The 21,974-nt window shown below is 42.6% G+C and carries 20 protein-coding genes; 7 read left to right on the forward strand and 13 right to left on the reverse strand.

The window, feature by feature from the left end; translation table 11 throughout:
* Positions 1 to 646 precede the first annotated feature (646 nt).
* Both JFY49_RS08325 and JFY49_RS08330 read left to right on the forward strand, forming a co-directional pair.
* The gene (locus JFY49_RS08325; protein WP_200222540.1) at positions 647 to 916 is read left to right on the forward strand and encodes a hypothetical protein; all 270 of its coding nucleotides are present in this window, start codon (positions 647 to 649) and stop codon (positions 914 to 916) included.
* 61 nt (positions 917 to 977) lie between these two features.
* Positions 978 to 1,316 carry a hypothetical protein gene (locus JFY49_RS08330; protein WP_200222541.1) on the forward strand — a complete coding sequence of 113 codons (339 nt, stop codon included), beginning with the start codon at positions 978 to 980 and terminating at the stop codon, positions 1,314 to 1,316.
* A gap of 154 nt (positions 1,317 to 1,470) precedes the next feature.
* On the opposite strand, the gene JFY49_RS08335 is transcribed toward JFY49_RS08330, so the two are convergent.
* Positions 1,471 to 1,908: a DUF2147 domain-containing protein gene (locus tag JFY49_RS08335; protein ID WP_413784601.1), complete on the reverse strand. Its 438-nt coding sequence runs from the start codon at positions 1,906 to 1,908 to the stop codon at positions 1,471 to 1,473.
* A 585-nt stretch (positions 1,909 to 2,493) separates the two neighbouring features.
* Between JFY49_RS08335 and JFY49_RS08340 the strand changes: the two genes are divergently transcribed.
* Positions 2,494 to 4,692, forward strand: a complete 2,199-nt coding sequence (locus tag JFY49_RS08340; protein WP_200222543.1) for an OsmC domain/YcaO domain-containing protein — start codon at positions 2,494 to 2,496, stop codon at positions 4,690 to 4,692.
* A 579-nt stretch (positions 4,693 to 5,271) separates the two neighbouring features.
* Entirely contained in the window at positions 5,272 to 6,159 is an 888-nt protein-coding gene (locus tag JFY49_RS08345) for a DMT family transporter (protein WP_200222544.1), read from the forward strand.
* Positions 6,160 to 6,232: 73 nt separating this feature from the next.
* Here the strand turns inward: JFY49_RS08345 and pcaD are convergent, their stop codons facing one another.
* The 12 genes from pcaD to JFY49_RS08405 form a co-directional block, all read right to left on the reverse strand.
* Entirely contained in the window at positions 6,233 to 7,012 is a 780-nt protein-coding gene (gene pcaD / locus JFY49_RS08350; protein ID WP_200222545.1) for a 3-oxoadipate enol-lactonase, read from the reverse strand.
* Between the two features lie 70 nt (positions 7,013 to 7,082).
* Positions 7,083 to 8,285 (reverse strand): 3-oxoadipyl-CoA thiolase, encoded by a 1,203-nt coding sequence (gene pcaF, locus JFY49_RS08355; RefSeq protein ID WP_200222546.1) that lies wholly within the window; start codon positions 8,283 to 8,285, stop codon positions 7,083 to 7,085.
* 182 nt (positions 8,286 to 8,467) lie between these two features.
* Positions 8,468 to 9,124, reverse strand: coding sequence for a 3-oxoacid CoA-transferase subunit B (locus JFY49_RS08360; RefSeq protein WP_200222547.1), 657 nt, complete (start codon positions 9,122 to 9,124; stop codon positions 8,468 to 8,470).
* A 19-nt stretch (positions 9,125 to 9,143) separates the two neighbouring features.
* The gene (locus JFY49_RS08365) at positions 9,144 to 9,815 is read right to left on the reverse strand and encodes a 3-oxoacid CoA-transferase subunit A (RefSeq protein ID WP_200222548.1); all 672 of its coding nucleotides are present in this window, start codon (positions 9,813 to 9,815) and stop codon (positions 9,144 to 9,146) included.
* A gap of 20 nt (positions 9,816 to 9,835) precedes the next feature.
* A complete protein-coding gene (gene benE / locus JFY49_RS08370) occupies positions 9,836 to 11,065 on the reverse strand; it encodes a benzoate/H(+) symporter BenE (protein WP_086196945.1) in 1,230 nt (409 codons plus the stop codon).
* Between the two features lie 56 nt (positions 11,066 to 11,121).
* On the reverse strand, positions 11,122 to 11,907 hold the full coding sequence (gene benD / locus JFY49_RS08375; RefSeq protein ID WP_200222549.1) for a benzoate diol dehydrogenase BenD: 786 nt from the start codon (positions 11,905 to 11,907) through the stop codon (positions 11,122 to 11,124).
* A gap of 13 nt (positions 11,908 to 11,920) precedes the next feature.
* Positions 11,921 to 12,937 carry a benzoate 1,2-dioxygenase electron transfer component BenC gene (benC, locus tag JFY49_RS08380; protein WP_086196943.1) on the reverse strand — a complete coding sequence of 339 codons (1,017 nt, stop codon included), beginning with the start codon at positions 12,935 to 12,937 and terminating at the stop codon, positions 11,921 to 11,923.
* An 87-nt stretch (positions 12,938 to 13,024) separates the two neighbouring features.
* The gene (gene benB, locus JFY49_RS08385; RefSeq protein WP_200222550.1) at positions 13,025 to 13,516 is read right to left on the reverse strand and encodes a benzoate 1,2-dioxygenase small subunit; all 492 of its coding nucleotides are present in this window, start codon (positions 13,514 to 13,516) and stop codon (positions 13,025 to 13,027) included.
* Positions 13,513 to 14,895 carry a benzoate 1,2-dioxygenase large subunit gene (benA, locus tag JFY49_RS08390; RefSeq protein WP_200222551.1) on the reverse strand — a complete coding sequence of 461 codons (1,383 nt, stop codon included), beginning with the start codon at positions 14,893 to 14,895 and terminating at the stop codon, positions 13,513 to 13,515. Before benA ends, benB begins: the two co-directional genes overlap by 4 nt.
* A gap of 94 nt (positions 14,896 to 14,989) precedes the next feature.
* The gene (locus JFY49_RS08395) at positions 14,990 to 15,838 is read right to left on the reverse strand and encodes a dioxygenase (RefSeq protein ID WP_200222552.1); all 849 of its coding nucleotides are present in this window, start codon (positions 15,836 to 15,838) and stop codon (positions 14,990 to 14,992) included.
* A 149-nt stretch (positions 15,839 to 15,987) separates the two neighbouring features.
* Entirely contained in the window at positions 15,988 to 16,278 is a 291-nt protein-coding gene (gene catC / locus JFY49_RS08400; RefSeq protein WP_200222553.1) for a muconolactone Delta-isomerase, read from the reverse strand.
* Positions 16,279 to 16,291: 13 nt separating this feature from the next.
* Positions 16,292 to 17,401: a muconate/chloromuconate family cycloisomerase gene (locus JFY49_RS08405; protein ID WP_200222554.1), complete on the reverse strand. Its 1,110-nt coding sequence runs from the start codon at positions 17,399 to 17,401 to the stop codon at positions 16,292 to 16,294.
* Positions 17,402 to 17,516: 115 nt separating this feature from the next.
* Here JFY49_RS08405 and JFY49_RS08410 point away from each other — a divergent pair, with 115 nt between their 5' ends.
* The 3 genes from JFY49_RS08410 (at position 17,517) to JFY49_RS08420 (ending at position 21,496) form a co-directional block, all read left to right on the forward strand.
* Entirely contained in the window at positions 17,517 to 18,428 is a 912-nt protein-coding gene (locus tag JFY49_RS08410) for a LysR family transcriptional regulator (RefSeq protein ID WP_166169976.1), read from the forward strand.
* Positions 18,429 to 18,685: 257 nt separating this feature from the next.
* Positions 18,686 to 20,059 (forward strand): MFS transporter, encoded by a 1,374-nt coding sequence (locus tag JFY49_RS08415; protein WP_200222555.1) that lies wholly within the window; start codon positions 18,686 to 18,688, stop codon positions 20,057 to 20,059.
* Between the two features lie 168 nt (positions 20,060 to 20,227).
* Positions 20,228 to 21,496 carry a DcaP family trimeric outer membrane transporter gene (locus JFY49_RS08420; RefSeq protein ID WP_200224837.1) on the forward strand — a complete coding sequence of 423 codons (1,269 nt, stop codon included), beginning with the start codon at positions 20,228 to 20,230 and terminating at the stop codon, positions 21,494 to 21,496.
* The last annotated feature ends 478 nt before the right edge of the window (positions 21,497 to 21,974 follow it).

The following is a 21,974-nucleotide window of genomic DNA, read 5'->3' on the forward strand; positions in this document are numbered from 1 at the left end:
AATAAATTTTACATAGTTTATGCTTATTTTATTTTTGTCTAATTTGAAATATGTGCCTGAGTGAGATTAAAAAATATAGATTTTAAGGTGTTAGAATGTAGATAAAGTCTCATTCCAAGTATTTTTTTACATTTAAAATCCGATTAAAAATACTTGCAAAATCAGCCAAAAAATAAATTGTAATTATTGATATTTAATGAATATATAGTTAAAAAATAAGGTATTAAACTTGCTAATTAAATATTTTTGCATAACATGGTTACATTTTATATAACTTTGATTACACGAATGTACATTGACGTATATTTGTCACAATGCAATATTTTTTCTATGAAAACATATTGAATTTATAATTCAAGTGGATATTCACTTGGAGTGTTTAGTAGACATGATCTTGAAATAATATTTAAAAAGATTAATAACGTCATATTCTTGATTATAAATTTGAATTGAAAATTATTATAATTTTTTAAGGAGGAATTATAAGACTTATTGTTCTCGATTATCATTGTGAGCAAAAAATGATTTGTTAATTTATATAAACTTTAACCATGATTACTTTAGAAAAATATTGCTATAGGATTTATATAATTTAATTTGTAATTTGGTTAAATCAATCTAAACATATTTATATAAGCGGATAAACATGAATATGAAAAATGAATTATGTAGTCTGGAACAAATTTATAATTTTTTACTTATGCGTCCTTATTTTCATAAGAACACCCAGTTCGAGAAGTTAAAAGAATTTTTTTATGAAATCCATGAAATGAATGGCGGTTTTTTTGAAGTTAAAAATTCTTATAGCTTTTTGGGGACATTTAACGGTAAGCAAAAGGTCATAGATTCTACCCATTCTCCTAATTTTCTTGATAAAAAAGTATTCTTGGAATGGGTAATCAGACAGATAAATTAACGATGAGATAAAAGCTATTTTATGCTCTGTACCTTTTAGAAATATGATGGATGGAATCAACATGATCAAGAAACATATATGCTTTGTAGTAATGGCACTATTGGGGTTAGGGGGATGTCAAACCTATAGCACAAATCAAACGCACTTTATCATGATTACAAAATCATTAGGAACCAAACAGTGTTCGGGAGTCAATGCCGATGATCAGCTTCAGCAACTTAAACATGAATTAGAACAGGCAAATATTAAAGTTTTTGCTGCTGAAATAGGTACAGATCAAATGTCACATATTGCTTTATGTGGGGCAGACGACAGTAAAATCGCGATTTTCAAAATCAGACAAGAGTCAGTCATTAGCGCTGAAAACATGGGTTATAAACTAAAAATAACGGATGAATAATGATTACCGGTTTAATTTTATTGAAATTACAAGTCAACAATCTGGGGGAAAGATCAGAGTACAGCTCCTAGTAGAGCTATTTCAGAAGGAATGTGTGATTTGCAATTAAAAGTGACTGATTAAAGTCACTTTTAATTGATTCAATCTGATGGTGTTAATGGATACGTCCCCAAGTCTGGCTTCGACCAAGGGCGGATATACCAATGTAGCCTCGACCATTTAAAGTTTTGCCATCTTCAGAGAGTTTGGCATTAAAGCTATAAGTTTTACCATTTTTAGGATCGGTAATTTTTCCGCCATCATAGCTATTGTTCCCGGCCTTTTTCAGTCCAGATACGATCTGTACGCCTTGAAGCGGTTTATTATAAAATTTACCCTTACACTTGGTACATTTTTCTCCTTCAGTGCCTTCCAATACATCTACAATCTTTGCTGAAAGCACACCCTTCGATGTTTCAGTAAATTGAACCACAGATAAGGGTTTCTTGGTCACATCATCAATCGTTTTCCATTTGCTTCCATGTAAGGGGTCGGCAGCCAGAGCCAGTGTGGAAACGAGCGACAGTCCGATTATGCTTAGCGTTGTTTTTATCATCATTTGACCTCAACTGATTTGAGTAAACCTTTTTTGTAGAAATGCTTGAAGTCGTAGTTCGAGTTCCGACTTCAACAGGCACAAAATGCAGGTTTGCAGTTTGTAGCTAAAATCTTATTGAAAGATTTAGTATCTATTGTGGAAATTTTTATGAGCTTATGTGTGGAACCCTTTAATTGGATGTAATTTTTATTTTATTTTTCTACATAATTTGATTGAAATTTACTTTATTTCACAATTCATGATGAAGCTCCACATGATGTCTAGTCGTGACTTATACCTGAGTAAGACCTACATATTTAGTAAAGTGTCTGGAAATATTGTCTTGATAGTGCCAGATCTAAGTTGTCCTGTTTTAAGCATTTCTCATCAATAGGCGAGAACAGTAGACAAAAGTTATCAATCAGGCAAAATCCCTCTATAATACCGTCCATTATTTCTAGGGTCAGTTGTTTGCTTTGTTATACGAATGACGCTAGTCACATTATTTTTTAAGTCAGTTTCTTATCTGTAATTCGGCTTATATTTTATTTTCTGATTTTTATGTGTTGCACTGACACATAAGAATATTTAGGTGCCCGCATGGAAATTAAGGTCAATTATCTTGACAACCTTCGACAAGAAGCCAAGTTCGATGATTTCACGGTAATCGCCGATCAACCCATCCGCTATAAAGGTGACGGTTCAGCGCCAGGTCCCTTCGACTATTTTCTCGCATCATCAGCATTATGTGCCGCTTACTTTGTAAAGGTGTACTGTGCAGCGCGTGACATTCCAACCGATAACATCCGTTTGTCGCAAAACAATATTGTCGACCCGGAAAACCGTTACAAGCAGATTTTTAAAATTCAGGTTGAATTACCGGCTGATATTTCTGAAAAAGACCGCCAAGGTATTTTGCGCTCCATTGATCGCTGTACGGTAAAGAAAGTGATTCAAACTGGCCCGGAATTCGTGATCGAAGAAGTGGAAAGTATTGATGCCGATGCTCAAGCTTTGCTGATGCCGAGCTTGACTTCGGAAAGCAGTACTTATATTCCAGGTAAAGACCTGCCATTAGAAGAAACCATCGCCAATATGTCCGGCATTATGGCGAATCTGGGCATGAAGATTGAAATCGCATCATGGCGCAACATTGTACCGAATGTGTGGTCTTTACATATTCGTGATGCACAATCGCCGATGTGCTTTACCAACGGTAAAGGTTCGACCAAAGAAAGTGCTTTGGCTTCGGCCTTGGGTGAATTCATTGAACGCTTGAACTGCAACTTCTTTTATAACGACCAGTTCTGGGGGCAAGATATTGCCAATGCTGAATTTGTGCATTACCCGGATGAAAAATGGTTCCAGCCAGGTCCAAATGGGGAATTGCCAAAAGAAATTCTGGATGAATACACTTTAGAAGTTTATAACCCTGAAGATGAACTGCTCGGCACACATTTGTATGATACCAACTCGGGCAATACTGCGCGTGGTATCTGTTCATTGCCATTTGTGCGTCATTCTGATGGTGAAACAGTTTATTTCCCATCCAACCTGATTGAAAACCTGTATCTTTCCAATGGTATGAGTGCGGGGAATACCTTGGCCGAAGCCCAGGTCCAGTGTTTATCTGAAATTTTTGAACGTGCCGTTAAACGCGAAATTTTAGAAGGTGAGCTTGCACTTCCGGATGTGCCTGAACATGTACTGGCAAAATATCCAAAAATTGTTGAAGGGATCAAAGGGCTGGAAGAGCAAGGCTTTCCAGTACTGGTTAAAGATGCTTCTTTAGGCGGCCAGTATCCGGTGATGTGCGTGACCTTGATGAACCCGCGTACGGGCGGTGTATTTGCCTCTTTTGGTGCACATCCGAACTTTGAAGTCGCTTTGGAACGGAGTTTGACTGAACTGCTCCAAGGTCGCAGTTTTGAAGGCCTGAATGATCTGCCTAAACCGACATTCAGCAGTAACGCGGTAACCGAGCCGAATAACTTTGTCGAGCACTTTATTGATTCCAGTGGTGTCGTGTCATGGCGTTTCTTTAGTGCCCAGTCTGACTACGCGTTTGTAGAGTGGGACTTTACCAACCAAGGTCAAAACTCCAATGCTGAAGAAGCGGCAATGTTGTTCGGCATTCTCGAAGATATGGGCAAGGAAGTATACATGGCTGTGTACGAGCATTTAGGTGCAACCGCTTGCCGTATTTTAGTACCGGGTTATTCGGAAATTTATCTGGTTGAAGATTTAATTTGGGATAATACCAACAAGGCATTATTGTTCCGTGAAGATATCCTGAACTTGCACCGTTTGGATGAAGACCAGCTGGTCGCTCTGGTTGAACGTCTAGAAGATGTTGAAGTAGATGATTACACTGAAATTAGTACCTTGATTGGTATCGAGTTTGACGACAATACGGTATGGGGCCAGCTCACCATTCTGGAATTAAAACTATTGATTTATATTGCATTGCAAGAGTTTGAAGAAGCCAAAGAGCTGGTGGAAACTTTCCTGCAATATAATACCAATACCGTTGAGCGTGGCTTGTTCTATCAGTGCATGAATGTGGTTCTGGAAGTAGAACTTGACGATGACATGGATCTGAACGATTACGAAGCTAATTTCCGCCGTATGTTTGGTGATGAGCGTATGGATGCGGTGATCGGCTCGATGGAAGGTAGTATCCGCTTCTATGGTTTAACTGAAACCAGCATGAAGCTTGAAGGTTTGGACCGTCATTTACGTCTGATCGATAGCTACAAAAAACTGCATGCAGCACGGGGCAAAACTTTGTCAAAGTAAACTCTTATTGAGGAGGACTCAGGTTTTGCTCTGATGCGAATATAAGCAAGAAAACGGCTTGTTCATAATGAATAAGCCGTTTTTTATTTTGAAAACCGCTTCAATTATTTCCTGATGTTTTTTTAAAATTAACTTTTATGGGATAGAGAGGTGTAGATGAACCATTGGTAGTATTCCTGGTCTCTAACAAAATATTTATCCTGTGGGTTGATTTAAGATCATCATAACTAACTTTTATCCATTAAATACAGATGCATCCTTATGGTTTCAGTTCATGTTTCAAGTCTGGATTAAGTTTTCGAATTGAAAGTGTAAAACTTGCTGCAAATAAAGTTTTAGCAGCCTATAAATGCTGTAAAAAGTAATTAAGCATTTGAAATTATTAGCATTAACTATAAGCCTGATAAGCTGTTTAAGATTATTTTTTTGAAACTAAAAATAGCAAGTGCTTAATATTTTTTTATGGTTTAGGGTATCAAGCCAAACTTTATTCTATTAAAGCCCATCCCATTTTTAATTAGTCATGCCTTCGACTAGAGCATAGAATGAGTTCACTTTTGTTTTACTGGCGTTAGGCATATGGCAGTGAGCTGGATTTTCTTCACTTTAATGGCAGCATTTATGCAGGCCTGGCGTAATGCCTTTCAAAAACAGCTGAGTACCACGGTCGATGTCTGGGGAGTCACGCTGGCTCGGTTTATTTTTGGATTGCCATTTGCTGCTCTTTACCTCAGTAGTCTGTATTATTTCAAGCCGGTTGAAAGTATCGTCCACTTCACGCCAAAGTTCTGGGTCTACATTGTGATTGCAGCTTCCAGCCAGATTTTAGCCACTGCATTGATGGTACAGCTGTTTAAGCAAAAAAATTACGCGATTGGGGTAGGGCTGGCTAAAAGTGAAGCGATACTGGCCGCGATTATTGGCGTAACTTTTCTGGCTGACCATTTGTCCTTTCTGGCTTGGATTGGGGTGGCACTGGGTGGTTATGCGGTATTTTTGCTGAGTAAAGGCCAGCAGATGTCCGGGTTCTCAGCCAAAACACTGGCTATTGGCATCGGAAGCGGTTTAAGTTTTGCCATTACTTCACTACTGGTACGAGAAGCCAGTTTAGAGCTCACAAATTTACCAAATTTACACCGTGCAGCATGGGTATTACTGCTGGTGATCAGTTTCCAGTGTATCAGTATGCTGCTTTATCTGGGGCTATTTAGCCGCCGTACTTTAATTGCCATGTGGCAACGTTTGGGTCTAACCTTTAAGGTGAGTGTGTGCAGTTTTATGGCATCGCTCGGCTGGTTCACTGCCATGAGCATGATGAGTGTACCGGTGGTCAAAACCTTAGGCCAAATCGAGATTCTGTTTAGTATGCTGATTTCCGCTTATTTCTTTAAAGAAAAACTGGCCCGTGCGGAGCATTGGGGATTGGTCTTAGTGGTGATTGCGGCAATCTTAGTGATCTGGGCCTGATACGAGAAAAAAGATGGAAAAGATAAAAAAGCCACTTCAAAAAGTGGCTTTTTTACTCTTGCTCTATGCTTTTTTAAGCTGCAATAAATTTTTGCACCGCCTGATTAAAGGCTTCAGGTTGCTCTACATTGGAAATATGCGAGGCATTGATTTCAAACAGCTGACTATGGGCAATACGTTCTTGCATGAACTGACCATCTGCAACAGTCGTCACCGGATCTTGCTGACCAGCCACAATCAGTACAGGTACGGAAATGCTATTTAACTGTTCACGTAAATCCGCTTTAGCCAAAGCTTCACAACAGCTTGCATAACCTTCGCTGCTGCCAGCTTCCAAGTCGTTTTGAAGATTTTCAACTACTGTTGGGTTGCTTTGGATAAAGGGTTCGGTAAACCAGCGTGATGCTGCGGTAGACGCAATTGGTTGAAGACCTTGCTGACGTACCAAAGTGGCACGCTCATTCCAAGCCTGTTCCTGACCAATTTTGGCTGCCGTATTGCAGACAATCACGTGGCTAAAATGTTCGGGTTTATTAATTGCTAACCATTGACCGGTTAAACCACCCATTGAAATACCACAGAATGCAGCTTTTTCAATTTTTAAATGATCAAGTAGGTTGATAACATCTTGACCCAGTTGATCAAGGCTATATGGACCTTGTGGCGCAGATGAAGCCCCATGACCACGGGTATCATAGCAAATCACAAAATAATCCTGTTTGAAGTGATTAAATTGTTTTTGCCACATCCCATAATTGGTGCCGAGTGAATTAGAAAAAATCAAGGCTGGCTTAGATGCATCACCAAAGGTTTGGTAATTGATCTGGGCATCATTCGATGTAAAAGTTGGCATTTTTTTAGAATCCTTAATCTTATAAATCCCCCTAAATCCCCCTTTATGAAAGGGGGAGTTTGGATGAGGATTAAACGCGTTCAATAATCAAAGCGATGCCTTGACCTACACCAATACACATTGAACACAGACCGTATTTACCGCCAGTCTGTTCAAGCTGGTTCAGTGCAGTCATCACAAGACGCGCGCCAGATGCACCAAGTGGATGACCTAAAGCAATTGCACCACCATTTGGATTGACTTTCTCTGAACCATCTTCAATGCCTAAGTCACGAGTACAGGCTAAAGCTTGTGCTGCAAAGGCTTCGTTCAGTTCAATCACGTCCATCTGTTCAATGGTCAAACCTGTTTGTGCCAACAGTTTCTTGATGGCAGGTGCAGGACCAAAGCCCATGATGCGTGGTTCAACACCGACAACAGTTGAGCCAATAATTTTGGCACGTGGTTTTAAACCGTGTTGAGCAACTGCTTCGTCAGATGCAATTAATAGGGCAGCCGCACCATCATTAATACCGGATGCGTTACCTGCAGTTACGGTACCCTCTGCTTTTACGACTGGCTTCAGTTTTGCCAAAGCTTCTGGTGTTGTTGCACGTGGATGTTCGTCTTTATCCACTACAACAGCATCGCCTTTACGTTGTGGAATCACCACAGGAATAATTTCTTTGGCAAAGAAACCACGTGCTTGTGCTGCCGCTGTACGTTGCTGGCTGGTTAAAGCAAACTGGTCCTGATCTGCACGGTTGATGTTGAACTGTTCCGCCAGGTTTTCAGCGGTTTGCGGCATGGTTTCCACGCCGTACATTTCTTTCAGTTTCGGGTTAATGAAACGCCAGCCCATGGTAGTGTCTTCAATTTTTTGACTACGACCATAGGCAGATTCAGATTTACCCATCACAAATGGCGCACGGCTCATTGACTCGACACCGCCAGCAATAATCAGTTCAGCTTCACCGGCTTTAATGGCACGTGCTGCAATGGCAATAGCATCCAGTGATGAACCGCAAAGACGGTTAATTGTCGTTGCTGGTACTTGGTAGGGTAAACCGGCTAAAAGTGCAGACATACGCCCCACGTTACGGTTATCTTCACCGGCCTGGTTGGCACAGCCGTAAATCACGTCATCAACCTGTTCCCAGTTCACCGATGGGTTACGTTGCATCAATGCCTTGATTGGAAGTGCACCCAAGTCATCGGTACGAACAGGAGCAAGGCCACCGGCATAACGGCCAAATGGGGTGCGGATGGCATCTACGATATAGGCATTTTTCATTGTGTATTTCTCACATATTTAAAAGAAGAAAACTTCTCCCTTTTTAAAGGGTGAGAAGCATTGCTTCGCAAGGGAGGGATTTAATGAAGTAGTTTTATTCCTCAAATCCTCCCTACATCCCTCCTGAACATGTTTTAAAGCACTGCTTTAAAAACTAAGTGCAAGAAAGGAGGGACTTCCCCTTAATTTGATTGAGTTGCATCAATCAGTTTGGCACCGGTCATCGACTGTAATTCTTCAAATGACAGACCTTCAACTTTTTCAATTACTTTCATGCCTTCAGGAGTGACATCAATCACACACAGGTCGGTATATATCCGGTCGACACATTTCAGGCCAGTCGCAGGGTAAGCCAACTCAGCGACGATTTTTGGCTCGCCTTTTTTAGTCACATGATCGGTGGTAATAAAGACTTTTTTCGCACCAACGGCTAAGTCCATTGCACCGCCCACCGCAGGAATCGCATCCGGTGCACCGGTATGCCAGTTGGCCAAGTCACCATTTTCAGCCACCTGGAAAGCACCAAGTACGGCGATGTCCAGGTGACCACCACGCATCATGACGAATGAATCACCGTGATGGAAGAAGGCACCACCTTCAAGTAAAGTCACAAATTCTTTACCGGCATTAATCAGCTCAGGATCACGGTCTTCTTCAGCAGGAGGAGGACCGAAAGCCAACAGGCCATTTTCAGAGTGCAAGAATACGTCTTTGTCTGAAGGCAGGTAGCTGGAAATTTTGGTTGGTAAGCCAATGCCGAGGTTGACATAGGCGCCATCAGGAATGTCTTGTGCCACACGTTCAGCGATCTGGTCACGGGTCAGTTTGCTATAGCTCATTGTTTCTCTCCGATACCGATTATTGTGCAGGTTTAACTTGAACAACGTGTTGAACAAAAATTCCCGGGGTGATGATATGTTCAGGATCCAGTACACCCAGTTCAACCACTTCTGACACCTGGGCAATGGTCACGTCTGCTGCCATCGCCATAATCGGACCGAAGTTACGCGCAGATTTACGGTACACCAGGTTGCCCCAACGGTCGCCTTTATGCGCTTTAATCAAAGCGAAATCTGCCTTGATCGGGTTTTCCAGCACGTAATCTTTGCCTTCATAGTTCATGGTTGGTTTGCCTTCAGCCAGCAAAGTACCAAAACCTGTAGGTGTATAAATTGGGCCTAAGCCCATACCAGCAGCCTGAATACGGCAAGCTAGGTTACCTTGAGGCACCAGTTCCAGTTCGATTTTTCCGGCACGGTAAAGTTCGTCAAACACCCAAGAGTCAGACTGACGCGGGAAAGAACAGATGATCTTGCGCACAGCACCCGTCTTTAAAAGTTTGGCCAGGCCGTAATCGCCATTACCAGCATTATTATTCACAATAACCAGATCCTTGATGCCAAGCTCAATCAGGCCATCAATCAGCTCTGCTGGCTGACCCGCTGTACCAAAACCGCCAATCATGATGGTCGAACCATCTTTAATTTGAGAGAGGACTTCCGTTAATGAAGCCACGCTTTTATCGATCATAATCGTTCCTAACGCTAAAATTATTTAGTTTCAGTTTGGGAGAGGGAAACAGTGTTTGACACTGTCGGACCTGTTTTGGGTTTGCTTAATAAAAGATGGGCGACGAGACCGATACAAATGCCCCAAAACACCGAACTCAATCCGAGGAAATGCATACCGGATGCCGTAGCTAAAAAAGTGATTAAGGCTGCATCACGTTCGCTTTCATCTTTCATGGCCACTGAAACATTGGTGGCAATGGCACCCAATAGGGCAAGGCCTGCAAGCGCTGCCACCAGTTCTTTCGGCAGCAGGCTGAACAGCATGACAATACTGCCGGCAAATAAACCGCCTAAAATGTAAAACACACCATTGGCGATTCCTGCGATATAGCGCTTATCTTTAAGTTCATGTGCATCCTTACCCATACACAAGGCAGCGGTAATGGATGCCAAAACAATGGTGATGCCACCCACGCAAGCCACAGCAAGCGATGCAATACTGGTGGTAGTTATAATCGGTTTTGCAGGTGTGTCATAACCACTGAGTTTCATAATCGCCATACCAGGCAAAAACTGCCCGCTAAGACTGACCAAGATTAGTGGAATCGCCAGATTCAGCATGCCATTAATTGACCATTCAGGGTTAATCCACTGCGGAATGGCAAGACTGAAATCGACAGTGACTGGATTCATTTTGCCGAGGATTAAACTGAGTAAAACTCCTGCAAGCAGTACCCAAACCATGCTGTAGCGTGGACTTACGCGCTTGGATACTAAAAAAACCAGTAGCATGCCAAACACAATCAGGGGCATGCTGTTTGTAGCAGTGAACAGTCCCAAGCCAAATTGAAATAAAATCCCGGCCATCATGCCCGCTGCAATGGATTGGGGAATCCACTTCAACAGCTTGTCGAAATAGCCTGTCAAACCAATAAAAAGAATCACCAAAGCGGCCGTGATATAGGCAGCGACCGCTTCATTTAAAGAAATATTGGGGAATAGCGTGACCAGCAGTGCCGTGCCGGGCGCTGACCAGGCGGTGATAACCGGGACTTTGTACTTGATTGATAAAAAAATCCCAGCAACTGCTGCACCAATGGAGATGCCCCAGATCCATGAAATCATCATGCTGGGGTCAACATTGGCTTTTTGTGCTGCCTGGAAAAAGATAATCAACGGCCCGGAATAGGAAATCAGCACGGCTAGAAATCCTGCAACCGTTGCTGACACAGACCAGTCATCTTTTAAGCTTTTAAACAGGGTCGTCATTGCTACTGCCTCCATGCTGATAAATCAATGATCCTGTACCACGCCTATGATCAGGGTTAGCCCTGATCACCACCACCAACAGGAACCACTGTTCCTGTCATATAAGAAGATTCGTCAGATGCCAGGAAAGTGATGGCATTGACTTGTTCCTGAATCGTGCCATAGCGTCCAAGAAAGGTACGGTCAATGGTTTGATCAACCACTTGCTGCATCCAGTCTTTTTCAGATTCAGTCAGTGGATTGGCATTACGCGGTACTTTACGTGGTGGGGCTTCTGTTCCACCTGTCGCCACTGCATTGACACGAATACCATCTTTGGCATGTTCAAAGGCGAGGGAAGCGGTTAAACCATTCACACCACCTTTTGAAGCTGAATAAGGCACACGGTTAATACCACGTGTTGCAATTGAAGATACGTTGACAATAGTACCTTGCCGATTCTTGATCATTTCAGGCAATACTGCACGGCAGCACCACATGGTTGGGAACAGTGAACGATTCACTTCCTTGATAATTTCTTCTTCAGAAAATTCTTCAAAGGGTTTCATCCAGATGGCACCACCCACGTTGTTGATGAGCACATCAACACGGCCATAGGTCTCAATTGCTTGGGCAACCACAGATTCTGCACCTGCAAAGGTTTCCAGGTTAGCCTTGACGATAATTGCATCACCTTCTTGTGCTTCAATTTCCGCTAATGTCTCTTCGACATAATTAGATATATCTGCTAGAACAACTTGAGCACCTTCGCTGGCCACTTGTAGCGCTACACCGCGACCGATGCCTTGAGCGGCACCGGTTACGATCACAACTTTGTTTTCAAATCTTTTTGCGCGATTCATTTGATTCTCCAACTTAGTTTGCAGAGAATTTTTCGAACAGGAAGTTTGCTGGTTTAACACCTTCAGCTTCTAACCAGCCACGCACTGCTTCAACCATAAGTACTGGACCACATAAGTAGATGTCCACGTCACCACCATTTAGCCATTCATTATCGATATGGCCTGTGACATACCCTTTACGCTCATGTGCAGATTCCGGGTTTGCCACAACGGTACGGTATTCGAACCATGGTAATTTCGCCTGAAGTTCATTAAGGCGCTCTAATGCAACCAGGTCAAAGTCGTTGGTTACACCAAATACCAGACGTACAGGCTGTTCTGAACCTTTTTCTTCCAGAACGGATAACATGGACAAGAATGGTGCAATACCTGTACCGCCTGCCAGCATCACGACAGGGCGTGCAACATTACGTAAGTAGAAGCTACCGAAAGGACCGGTAAAATTCATCTTGTCGCCCACTTTAGCCGTTTGGCTCAGGAAGCTGCTCATTTTGCCATTCGGGACATTACGAACAACGAAACCGGTTTTACGGTCACCCGGTTTAGAGCTGAAAGAGTAAGAGCGGGTTTCAGATGTACCAGGAATACCGACATTGACATATTGGCCTGCCAGGAAATTAATTTCTGGCTCAGCAGCGTCAAGTTCGATTTCAAAAGTAATCGTTGATTCAGACAGGTTCTCAACAGAAGTTAGAGTACCTTGATAAGTATGAATTTGAGTTTTACAAACATCAGAAGTTGCCTGAATCTGGAATACAGCATCAGAAGTCGGGTGGCACTGGCAAGCCAGTACATAGCCTTCAGCCGCTTCTTCAGGTGTTAAAGCATCTTCGATATAAGTTTCTTCCGGCATATCATAAGTGCCTGATTCACAAAATGCACGACACGTACCACATGCACCATCACGGCAATCTAGCGGAATATTGATCTTTTGGCGATATGCTGCGTCAGAAAGAGTTTCACCGTCAACAACAGTAATAAAACGCGTTACGCCATCTTCAAATTGAAGTGCAACATTATGGTTTGACATGGCAAGTATCCTACAAATGAGTTAAAACATCAGGTGGCCCGGGCCAACATTCCATTGGGCCAAGGCCGGTTTTTAAATCTAATCAGCTTAGATGTGGTAAACATCAATAACTTGGTTGATATAGTCGTTTTTCAGTACCACGTACTTGTTCAGGATTTTTGGCTGTTCGCCAGAGAAATCGATCACATAACGCGACATACCGAAGTAGCTGTAGTTTTTCTTGTAACGGAAACTCAAAGTATTCCAGTTAAAACGTACAGTCACCTGGTCACCGTTTTGTTCCACAGTTTCAATGTTGCTGATGTTGTGGCTGGTACGGGTATCCGGCATGGTTGCTGAAGAACGTTCAGTCTTAATGCGGAATACACGGTCTTCCAAACCTTGACGGTCCGGATAGAAAATCAGGGAGATCTCAGACTGTGGATCTTCAGTCAAGGTGTCATTGTCGTCCCAGGCTGGCATCCAGAACTGTGCATTCGGAGCGTAGCACTCTAACCAGTTATCCCATTGCTCGTCGTCCAGGAAGCGCGCTTCGCGGTAAAGGAATTGAGCAATATTTTCTAAAGTAATCGCGCTCATGCTTGTTCTCCTGCAGCAGCAATCTCTTTTTCAGCAGCAATTGCTTTTTTCATCAGTTTCAACCAGAACTCGTGTTGAGCCAGGTATAGACCTTCGTCTTCAGTTTTAACGCCAGAAAGTTTTGGTTTTAAACCGATTTCATTGGCAGCATCATCCGGACCTTGGATCCAGTGTTTAGAACCGCGGCTCATATCATTCCATTCAAGCGCGATACCTTGGTAGCCTGCTTGACATGCGCGGAATTCTTCTAGGTCATCCGGAGTTGCCATACCAGACGCGTTGAAGAAGTCTTCGTATTGACGGATACGACGTGCACGTGCTTCAGGTGCTTCACCTTTAGGCGCGATACAGTAAATGGTTACTTCAGTCTTATCGACAGAGATCGGGCGCAGTACACGGATTTGTGAACCGAACTGATCCATGAAGTAAACGTTTGGATAGATACACAGGTTACGAGAACGCTCGATCATCCATTTCGCCATAGCTGCACCGTATTTCTCGGTGTATTCGTCTTTTTTCGGGAAGTTTGGACGGTCTTCCGGGTTTGCCCATTGCGTCCAAAGGAGCATGTGGCCGTTTTCAAAACCGTAAGAACCACCGCCTTGTTTACCCCAAGAACCAGCACTCATCGCACGGATGTTGTCGCCGCCTTGTTTTTCTTTGCGTTGCTGAGTTGTCGCAGCATAGTTCCAGTGAACAGCAGAAACGTGGTAACCATCGGCACCATTTTCAGCAGTCAGTTTCCAGTTGCCTTCATACGTGTAGGTAGACGCACCACGAAGAACTTCCAGACCTTCTTCAGACTGACCTACGATCATGTCGATGATTTTGGTTGCTTCACCAAGGTATTCTTCAAGAGAAGGAACGTCCGGGTTCAAGCTACCGAACAGGAAGCCTTTGTAGTTTTCAAAACGTGCAACTTTTTTCAGGTCGTGTGAACCTTCTTTGTTGAAGCAGTCAGAATAACCGGCATCAGAAGGATCTTTAACTTTTAACAACTTACCAGAGTTGTTGAATGTCCAGCCGTGGAAAGGGCAGGTATAAGTTGCTTTGTTACCGCGTTTGTAACGGCAAAGCTCTGCACCACGGTGTGAACACGCGTTGATCATTGCGTTTAATTCACCGTTACGGTTACGTGCAATGATGATTGGCTGACGGCCAATGTTCGTGGTGTAGTAATCGTTGATATTCGGAATTTGGCTTTCATGTGCCAAGTAAACCCAATTGCCTTCAAAGATATATTTCATCTCTAAGTCAAATAAGGCTTCATCAGTAAATACTGAACGATGGAGTTTGAATTCACCTGTTTCATAATTTTCAACAAGTAATTCATCGATACGATCTAGATGGCTGGTATTGATTACAGGAATACGTGGCATGTCCGTTCTCCGACTTTCCAAATTTTAGGGAAGTCACCACAGCGCTTCATTGCCCTTCTTTGGGAATGAAGCGTTGCAGTTCCTTATTTGCTAATTAAGCGCTTGCGCGACGACGTTCAACTTCAGTAGAAGGAGCACCTTCTTTGTCTTTTTGAAGTACAACGTCGAACTGGATGTGTTTGAAAGGACCTTTCAAGCCACGACGCGCAATTTCAGCTTCGTCAGTAACGTCAACCGCAGTTGCTACCAGACCTTCACGAGTACCGAATGCGAAGTCATCCCAAAGGTATTTGTCGCCTTCGATGTTGAACTGAGTTGTCAACTTGCGGTGACCTGGTGCAGAGATAAAGTAGTGCACGTGTGCAGGACGCTGACCGTGACGAGAAAGCTTGTTCAACATGTGTTGCAACGGACCTTCAGGGTTCAAACCGTAACCTACAGGCATAGTGGTTTGCGCAGTGTAGTTACCGTTGCTGTTGGCATGCCACATTTCTACTTTAGCACCAGAAAGAACTTCACCATCAGTGTCAGTTACTTTACCTTCGATGATAAGTGTCGGGATTTTACCTTCTTCAGTACCATCGTCCATGCGAGCGAAACCTGTTGATTCAGGTGCACCAGCAACATATAGAGGGCCTTCGATTGTACGTGGTGTACCACCCGTTAAACCTGCTTTTGCATCAGCTTCATCAGCACGCAAGTCCAGGAAGTGTTCCAGGCCGATTGCTGAACCTAACAGTGCAAATTCATCAGCTTTTGCCATGTCGATCAGCGCTTCTACACCTTTCCAAACTTCAGACTGGCTCAGATCAAGATCTTCAATGGCTTGGTAAAAGTCTGTAACCAGACGCACAACAACTTGTTGTAAACGGGCATCTACTGGACCTTCAGAAGTGTCTACGTTACAAGCTTTAACTACATTTTCAATGGTTTGACGATCCATTTTATTACTCCTTGGATGGGTGCTTTGGTGGCGAATATCTCTGCTTAAAGAGATAGATGGCTGCCACTTTCCTTGTTTGCTACTTGGTATGTTAAATATGTTTTTTTGTGAAACTGGAACAAAGGTTTATTCCAGTTTTCAGGGTTAAATCAGGTGTCATCTTCACGAACAGATGAGGGGTGACGGTTTAATGCCATCACTTCAATGTTCATGTAAGGGTAGAGTGGAAGACCCTGTAAAATGTTATGCAGTTCTTCATTGCTCTCAACATCAAAAATACTGATGTTTGAGTATTGGCCAGTAATGCGCCAGATATGACGCCATTTGCCTTGACGCTGCAATTCCTGTGAATAAGCCTTTTCAACGGCTTTAATTTCATTCGCCTGTTCAACGGGCATATCACGTGGAATATTTACATCCATACGTACATGGAAAAGCATGGGTTTCTCCTGATTACTGACGACGCAAGTTGTCAATCTTGTTTTCATCCAGCTCAATACCCAGACCTGGACCGTTCGGAATCTCAAGTTCAAAGTTCTGATAGTTGAGCGGGGTTTTCAAAATATTTTCGGTAAGCAGCAATGGACCAAACAGTTCGGTTCCATACGCCAGATTTTCAAAGGTAGAGAAGACATGAGCAGAGGCAATCGTACCCACCGGGCCTTCCAGCATGGTGCCGCCGTACAGGTCGATACCTGCCAGTTTAGCGACTTTTCCAACCTCACAACCTTCAACCAAACCGCCTGATTGGGCTACTTTTACTGCAAAAACTGATGCACCATTGTTACGTGCAATTTGATAAGCCGAGTGAGGACCCATCAAGGATTCATCCGCCATGATGGCCACATCAAAACGGCGAGTCAGGCGTCGCATTGCATCCAGATTGTCAATTGCACATGGCTGTTCGATCAGATCAACACCACCATCTTGTAACAACTGAATACCCTTGATCGCTTCAAGCTCAGACCAGGCACGGTTTACATCGACACGAATCGAAATGTCTTTGCCCAAGGCTTTCTTGATCGCCAGTACATGTTCAACATCTTCTTCAACCGGGCGTGAACCAATTTTCAGTTTGAACACATTGTGGCGTTTTGCCTCAATCATTTTCTGCGCTTCAGCAATATCTTTCTTGGTATTACCTGAAGCCAATACCCAAAGTACCGGAATACTGTTACGTAAACGTCCACCTAAAACTTCGCTGAGTGGCAGGTTAAGACGTTGCGCCTTAATGTCCAGCAGGGCAGTCTGAATGGCACATTTGGCAAAACGGTTGCCATTAATATTTTTTTTGATTACCTGTAATGTTTGTGCAACATTTAAACCGGATAATGTTTTTAAAAGCGGTGCGAAATAAGTATCAATATTAACTTTGACACTTTCCGGGCTTTCTTCACCATAGCCTAATCCACCAATAGTGGTTGCTTCGCCCCAGCCTACATAACCATCTTCTGTGGTAATTTTAACCAACACCAGTGTCTGGGTTTGCATGGTTGCGACAGCCATCTTGTGGGGACGGATGGTTGGAATTTCCACCAGCAACGTTTCTATAGACTTATACATCTTTAAAATTCTCGATCTTGCTTTATGCCTGTCTTGTGATATACCTTAAAGGAATAGTTTTAATTGGTCGAAGATCAATTTTGCATTTTTTTATACTTTAAAGGTATTCTTAACTATGGAACTTAGACATTTACGTTACTTCGTTGCAGTGGTTGAAGAGCAAAGTTTTACCAAAGCGGCTGAAAAACTCTTTATTGCTCAACCTCCTTTAAGCCGACAGATCCAAAATTTAGAGCAAGAGCTAGATATTCAGCTGTTTGAGCGGGGTAGTCGCCCACTTAAGACTACAGAAGCAGGACAATTTTTTTATCAGCATGCGGTTAAACTTTTGTCTAATGCTGAAGAAATAAAATCGATGACGAAACGTATCGGGATTGCCGATCGGACCATTACCATTGGTTTTGTCGGTTCTTTATTGTTCGGTTTGCTATCGCGCATCATGTTTCTTTTTAAACAGCAGCATCCTTATCTCAAGATTGAAATGATGGAAATGAATACCTATGAGCAGATTCAGGCGCTTAAAGAAGGAAAGATTGATGTCGGCTTTGGCCGTTTAAGAATTTCTGACCCTGCGATTAAACGTGTACTACTTCGTGAAGAGCCTCTTGTGGCGGCAGTGCATGCCAGCCATCCTTTAGGACAGCGTTCTGGTGTGAACCTGTCGGAACTGGTAGATCACCAGTTATTCTTGTATCCCAATACTGGCAAGGCCAATTTTGCCAGTCAGGTCCGTGGTATATTTTCCGAGTATGGCCTGGAACCTAAAAATGTTCGTGAAGTACGTGAACTGCAGCTTGCACTCGGTTTTGTTGCAGCAGGAGAGGGAATTTGCCTGGTGCCGGAAAGTGCCAAAAACATTAAATTGGCGCATTTAAACTTTATTCCTATATTAGACAGTTTTGCGGTGAGTCCTGTCTTTATGGCGATTCGTAATATGGATGAAAGTGAATACATACAGTTCCTGTTTGATGCGGTATATCAGGTTTATGACCTGGAAGCGGTGCAATATGATCGTGCCGTTTTCTGATCAGGCACAGTAAAAAGCTACCCTAAAAACCTTAAATATAGAAAATTTCTCCAAATAATGAGACTCAATAAAATATTTTGATATAAAAAGGTGATGGGTCTCATGGTCTTTAATATATCTAAAGCATAGTAAATACAGGATTTTGACCTAAACCAGACTTTATAGGTATAGAAACATGCCTATTCAGTTTTGGACATTTTTTCGCATCTTCTGCATTGTGAGCACCAGAAACTGAACTTCACAATTAGGAGGTGGAGATGTCTACAAATAAAGTGAATATTAATACGCTGATCGATGAGGCAAAATTTACGCCATTTCACTGGGGTGTGTTGCTTTGGTGTCTGTTGATCATTATCTTTGACGGTTATGACCTGGTAATTTATGGGGTAGCTTTACCACTCCTGATGCAGGAATGGGCACTCAGTACCGTACAGGCAGGTTTGCTGGCCAGTACTGCATTATTTGGCATGATGTTCGGTGCCATGAGCTTTGGTACTCTCTCTGACAAGATTGGCCGTAAAAAAACCATCATGATCTGTGTTGCACTTTTCAGTGGTTTTACCTTTTTAGGTTCTTTTGCCAGTAACCCTACTGAGTTCGGTATTCTTCGCTTCTTAGCCGGTTTGGGAATTGGTGGCGTAATGCCAAACGTGGTTGCCCTCATGACCGAATATGCACCAAAACGTATCCGCAGCACGCTGGTTGCCCTGATGTTTAGTGGTTATGCGATTGGTGGAATGTCATCTGCATTATTGGGCGCATGGTTGGTTCCACAGTTTGGCTGGAAAATCATGTTCCTTCTTGCCGGTACTCCATTATTACTTTTGCCGGTTATCTGGAAATTCCTGCCAGAATCGCTGATGTACCTGACTGTTAAAAAAGAAACAGAAAAGGCCCACGTCATTATCCAAAAATTGTCACCAGAACAGCAGATTACAGCTCAAACTGAATTTGTCCTGAATGAGGTGAAAAAAGGTGATGAAGCGCCACTCAAAGCATTGTTCCAGCAAGGCCGTAGCTTTAGTACCTTCATGTTCTGGCTGGCTTTCTTCATGTGCCTGTTGATGGTATATGCTTTAGGCAGCTGGTTACCAAAATTAATGATTCAGGCAGGTTATTCACTGGGCGCAAGTATGATCTTCCTGTTTGCCCTGAACATTGGCGGCATGATTGGCGCGATTGGCGGTGGTGCATTGGCTGACCGCTTCCATATCAAAAAAGTACTCGTGATTATGTTTGTATGCGGTGCAGCAGCGTTAATTTTACTTGGTTTTAACAGCCCACAAATCGTGTTGTATACCTTAATTTCAGTAGCAGGTGCAGCAACTATTGGTTCACAAATCTTGTTATACACCTTCGTAGCACAGTACTACCCATCAACTGTACGTTCTACCGGCATGGGTTGGGCATCAGGCATTGGTCGTATTGGCGCAATTGTTGGACCAGTATTAACAGGTGCGTTATTAACCATGAACTTACCCCACCAAATGAATTTCTTTGCTATTGCGATTCCAGGTGTAATTGCGGCGTTAGCAATCTTAATGGTGAATTTAAAAGCTTCTGTAGAAGCTAAAGCTCTTACAGAGTCTAGTGCAAACAGCAATCTAGTTGCACAAGAATCAACCCAATAATTTCTTTACCTTTCCATTAATCTACTGTCATCAATGATATAGATCGCCATCGTAAGCGATGGTGATCTGTTGCTAGAATTTGACGGCACAATAACAAGCGAGTTTAGGATGAACGCGAAAACATTAACCCAAACAACTGATTTACAAGTAACAACGGTTCGACCAAATATGCAGCGTACGCTCATGATGAGCATGATTGCATTAAGCATGGGGGGTATGAGTGTTGCAGCGCAAGCACAAACCCAGCAGCAAAATGAAATTGAACAGCTCAGACAGGAAGTTCAGGCTTTACGCAGTTTGGTGGAGCAGCAAAAAGTACAGAATGCACAAACTGCAACAGCAATTGCTAACGTACAACGTACTGCAGCAACTGTGCCAGCGAACCCTGTATTAAAAACTGCCAAAGGTGCCGAGTTTAATTTATATGGTAACGTGCGTTTAGATGCCTCTTATAAGGTTGATGGCGGTCCTATCGATTGGCCATATAACCAGATCAATAACGTGGCACTGGAAGGTACTGCCGGAAATAGCGACCGTTTAAGCTCGACTTTATCTGCAACGCGTTTAGGCCTTGATTTTAAAACTCAGGCTGCTGAGCAAGAGGTTAAGGGTAAAATTGAAGTCGACTTTTTGGGTGGAGCCAACTTCGATAATCTGCGTATCCGTCATGCCTATGTAAATTATGGTAACTGGCTGCTGGGGCAAACCTGGTCAAACTTTGCAGTACCGGATTATATGCCAGAAACCATTGATGCAAATGCATACGTTGGTGGTGCTGTGAAACGTACACCACAAGTGCGTTATACCGCCAAATTTAATCCACAAACCAATTTGGTGTTAGCTGCTGAAGATCCAAAAGATAAATTGGTTACTGATAAGGTGATCACTCAGCGTTTACCGGCGTTTACCGCACGTTTAAATCACCAATTTGCAGATAACTTGAATGTCAGCGTACGTGCCATGGGCCATGAAAAGCGTATCAATTCTGAAGAAGAAATGGCATGGGGGGTAGGTGTAGGTGCAAAGTATGATGTTGTACCTGGTACCACCTTAAAAGCAGATTATTACCATGTTAAAGGCGATAGCAGCTTCGTATCATTTGCCAATAAAGGTGTTGTTGTAGAAGCAGATGGTAGTCTTGTACAAAACGAATTTGATTCTATTATGCTAGGTGTTACCCAAAAATTTAGTGACAAATTACATGGCACTTTGGGCTACGGTTATATGACTTTTGATAAAGATCAAAATTATCTGGATGCTCCTGGAAGTGCAGCTACAGCCAATAAAAACCTCTGGCAAGCCTGGGCAAATGTTTTTTATAGCCCAACCAAGCCTTTGAGTTTTGGTCTTGAATATGTCTATGGTGAACGTGAAACTTTTGCTAGCAAGACAGGTGAAGACAACCGCTTAAATGCAGTTGCAATCTATAACTTCTAATAGTCCCCTAAATAAAGACCTTTTATTATGCACTACATAGTAAAGGGTCTATTTTTATATGTATATTGTGATCATTTGAGAATCAAAACCTGAGCCAGAACAAAGCACAGCCAGGGATTAGATCTTTTTTGCTATTACCTCATTGTGAACCACTCGTTTAGAATGACTAAATTTAGTATTTCTTGCCTCACATCCTCTAAAAAATACTTGCACTCGCAAATATAGACGAATTATCAACAGATCCTCATTTTCTATTACTGAATTTCGCACAGTGAAAATTAGTGCATAGCCACGATAAGGTCTATCAAAAGATCAATAGAGATATCTGGAATTTTGGCGATCCTTCCGTTTAAGTTAAACTGGCTTATGAATTTTAAAGTAGTAAAAATACGGAAATAGGTGTAAGCGGGGTTATTTTTCGTTTATCTTTATATGACTCATTTGAATCCTAGCCAATTCACAACAGGCCGATCACCAC

It is taken from the genome of Acinetobacter sp. CS-2 (assembly GCF_016599715.1).
GTDB lineage: Bacteria > Pseudomonadota > Gammaproteobacteria > Pseudomonadales > Moraxellaceae > Acinetobacter.

Coding starts and splice junctions, on each gene's coding strand:
- JFY49_RS08415 (WP_200222555.1), top strand. CDS start 18,686: ATGTCTACAAATAAAGTGAATATTAATACGCTGATCGATGAGGCAAAA.
- JFY49_RS08395 (WP_200222552.1), bottom strand. CDS start 15,838: ATGGATCGTCAAACCATTGAAAATGTAGTTAAAGCTTGTAACGTAGAC.
- JFY49_RS08340 (WP_200222543.1), top strand. CDS start 2,494: ATGGAAATTAAGGTCAATTATCTTGACAACCTTCGACAAGAAGCCAAG.
- benE (WP_086196945.1), bottom strand. CDS start 11,065: ATGACGACCCTGTTTAAAAGCTTAAAAGATGACTGGTCTGTGTCAGCA.
- JFY49_RS08405 (WP_200222554.1), bottom strand. CDS start 17,401: ATGTATAAGTCTATAGAAACGTTGCTGGTGGAAATTCCAACCATCCGT.
- benC (WP_086196943.1), bottom strand. CDS start 12,937: ATGTCAAACCATAATGTTGCACTTCAATTTGAAGATGGCGTAACGCGT.
- pcaF (WP_200222546.1), bottom strand. CDS start 8,285: ATGAAAAATGCCTATATCGTAGATGCCATCCGCACCCCATTTGGCCGT.
- JFY49_RS08365 (WP_200222548.1), bottom strand. CDS start 9,815: ATGATCGATAAAAGCGTGGCTTCATTAACGGAAGTCCTCTCTCAAATT.
- JFY49_RS08330 (WP_200222541.1), top strand. CDS start 978: ATGATCAAGAAACATATATGCTTTGTAGTAATGGCACTATTGGGGTTA.
- catC (WP_200222553.1), bottom strand. CDS start 16,278: ATGCTTTTCCATGTACGTATGGATGTAAATATTCCACGTGATATGCCC.
- JFY49_RS08360 (WP_200222547.1), bottom strand. CDS start 9,124: ATGAGCTATAGCAAACTGACCCGTGACCAGATCGCTGAACGTGTGGCA.
- benA (WP_200222551.1), bottom strand. CDS start 14,895: ATGCCACGTATTCCTGTAATCAATACCAGCCATCTAGATCGTATCGAT.
- JFY49_RS08410 (WP_166169976.1), top strand. CDS start 17,517: ATGGAACTTAGACATTTACGTTACTTCGTTGCAGTGGTTGAAGAGCAA.
- JFY49_RS08345 (WP_200222544.1), top strand. CDS start 5,272: ATGGCAGTGAGCTGGATTTTCTTCACTTTAATGGCAGCATTTATGCAG.
- benD (WP_200222549.1), bottom strand. CDS start 11,907: ATGAATCGCGCAAAAAGATTTGAAAACAAAGTTGTGATCGTAACCGGT.
- benB (WP_200222550.1), bottom strand. CDS start 13,516: ATGAGCGCGATTACTTTAGAAAATATTGCTCAATTCCTTTACCGCGAA.
- JFY49_RS08420 (WP_200224837.1), top strand. CDS start 20,228: ATGCAGCGTACGCTCATGATGAGCATGATTGCATTAAGCATGGGGGGT.
- pcaD (WP_200222545.1), bottom strand. CDS start 7,012: ATGCCAACTTTTACATCGAATGATGCCCAGATCAATTACCAAACCTTT.
- JFY49_RS08325 (WP_200222540.1), top strand. CDS start 647: ATGAATATGAAAAATGAATTATGTAGTCTGGAACAAATTTATAATTTT.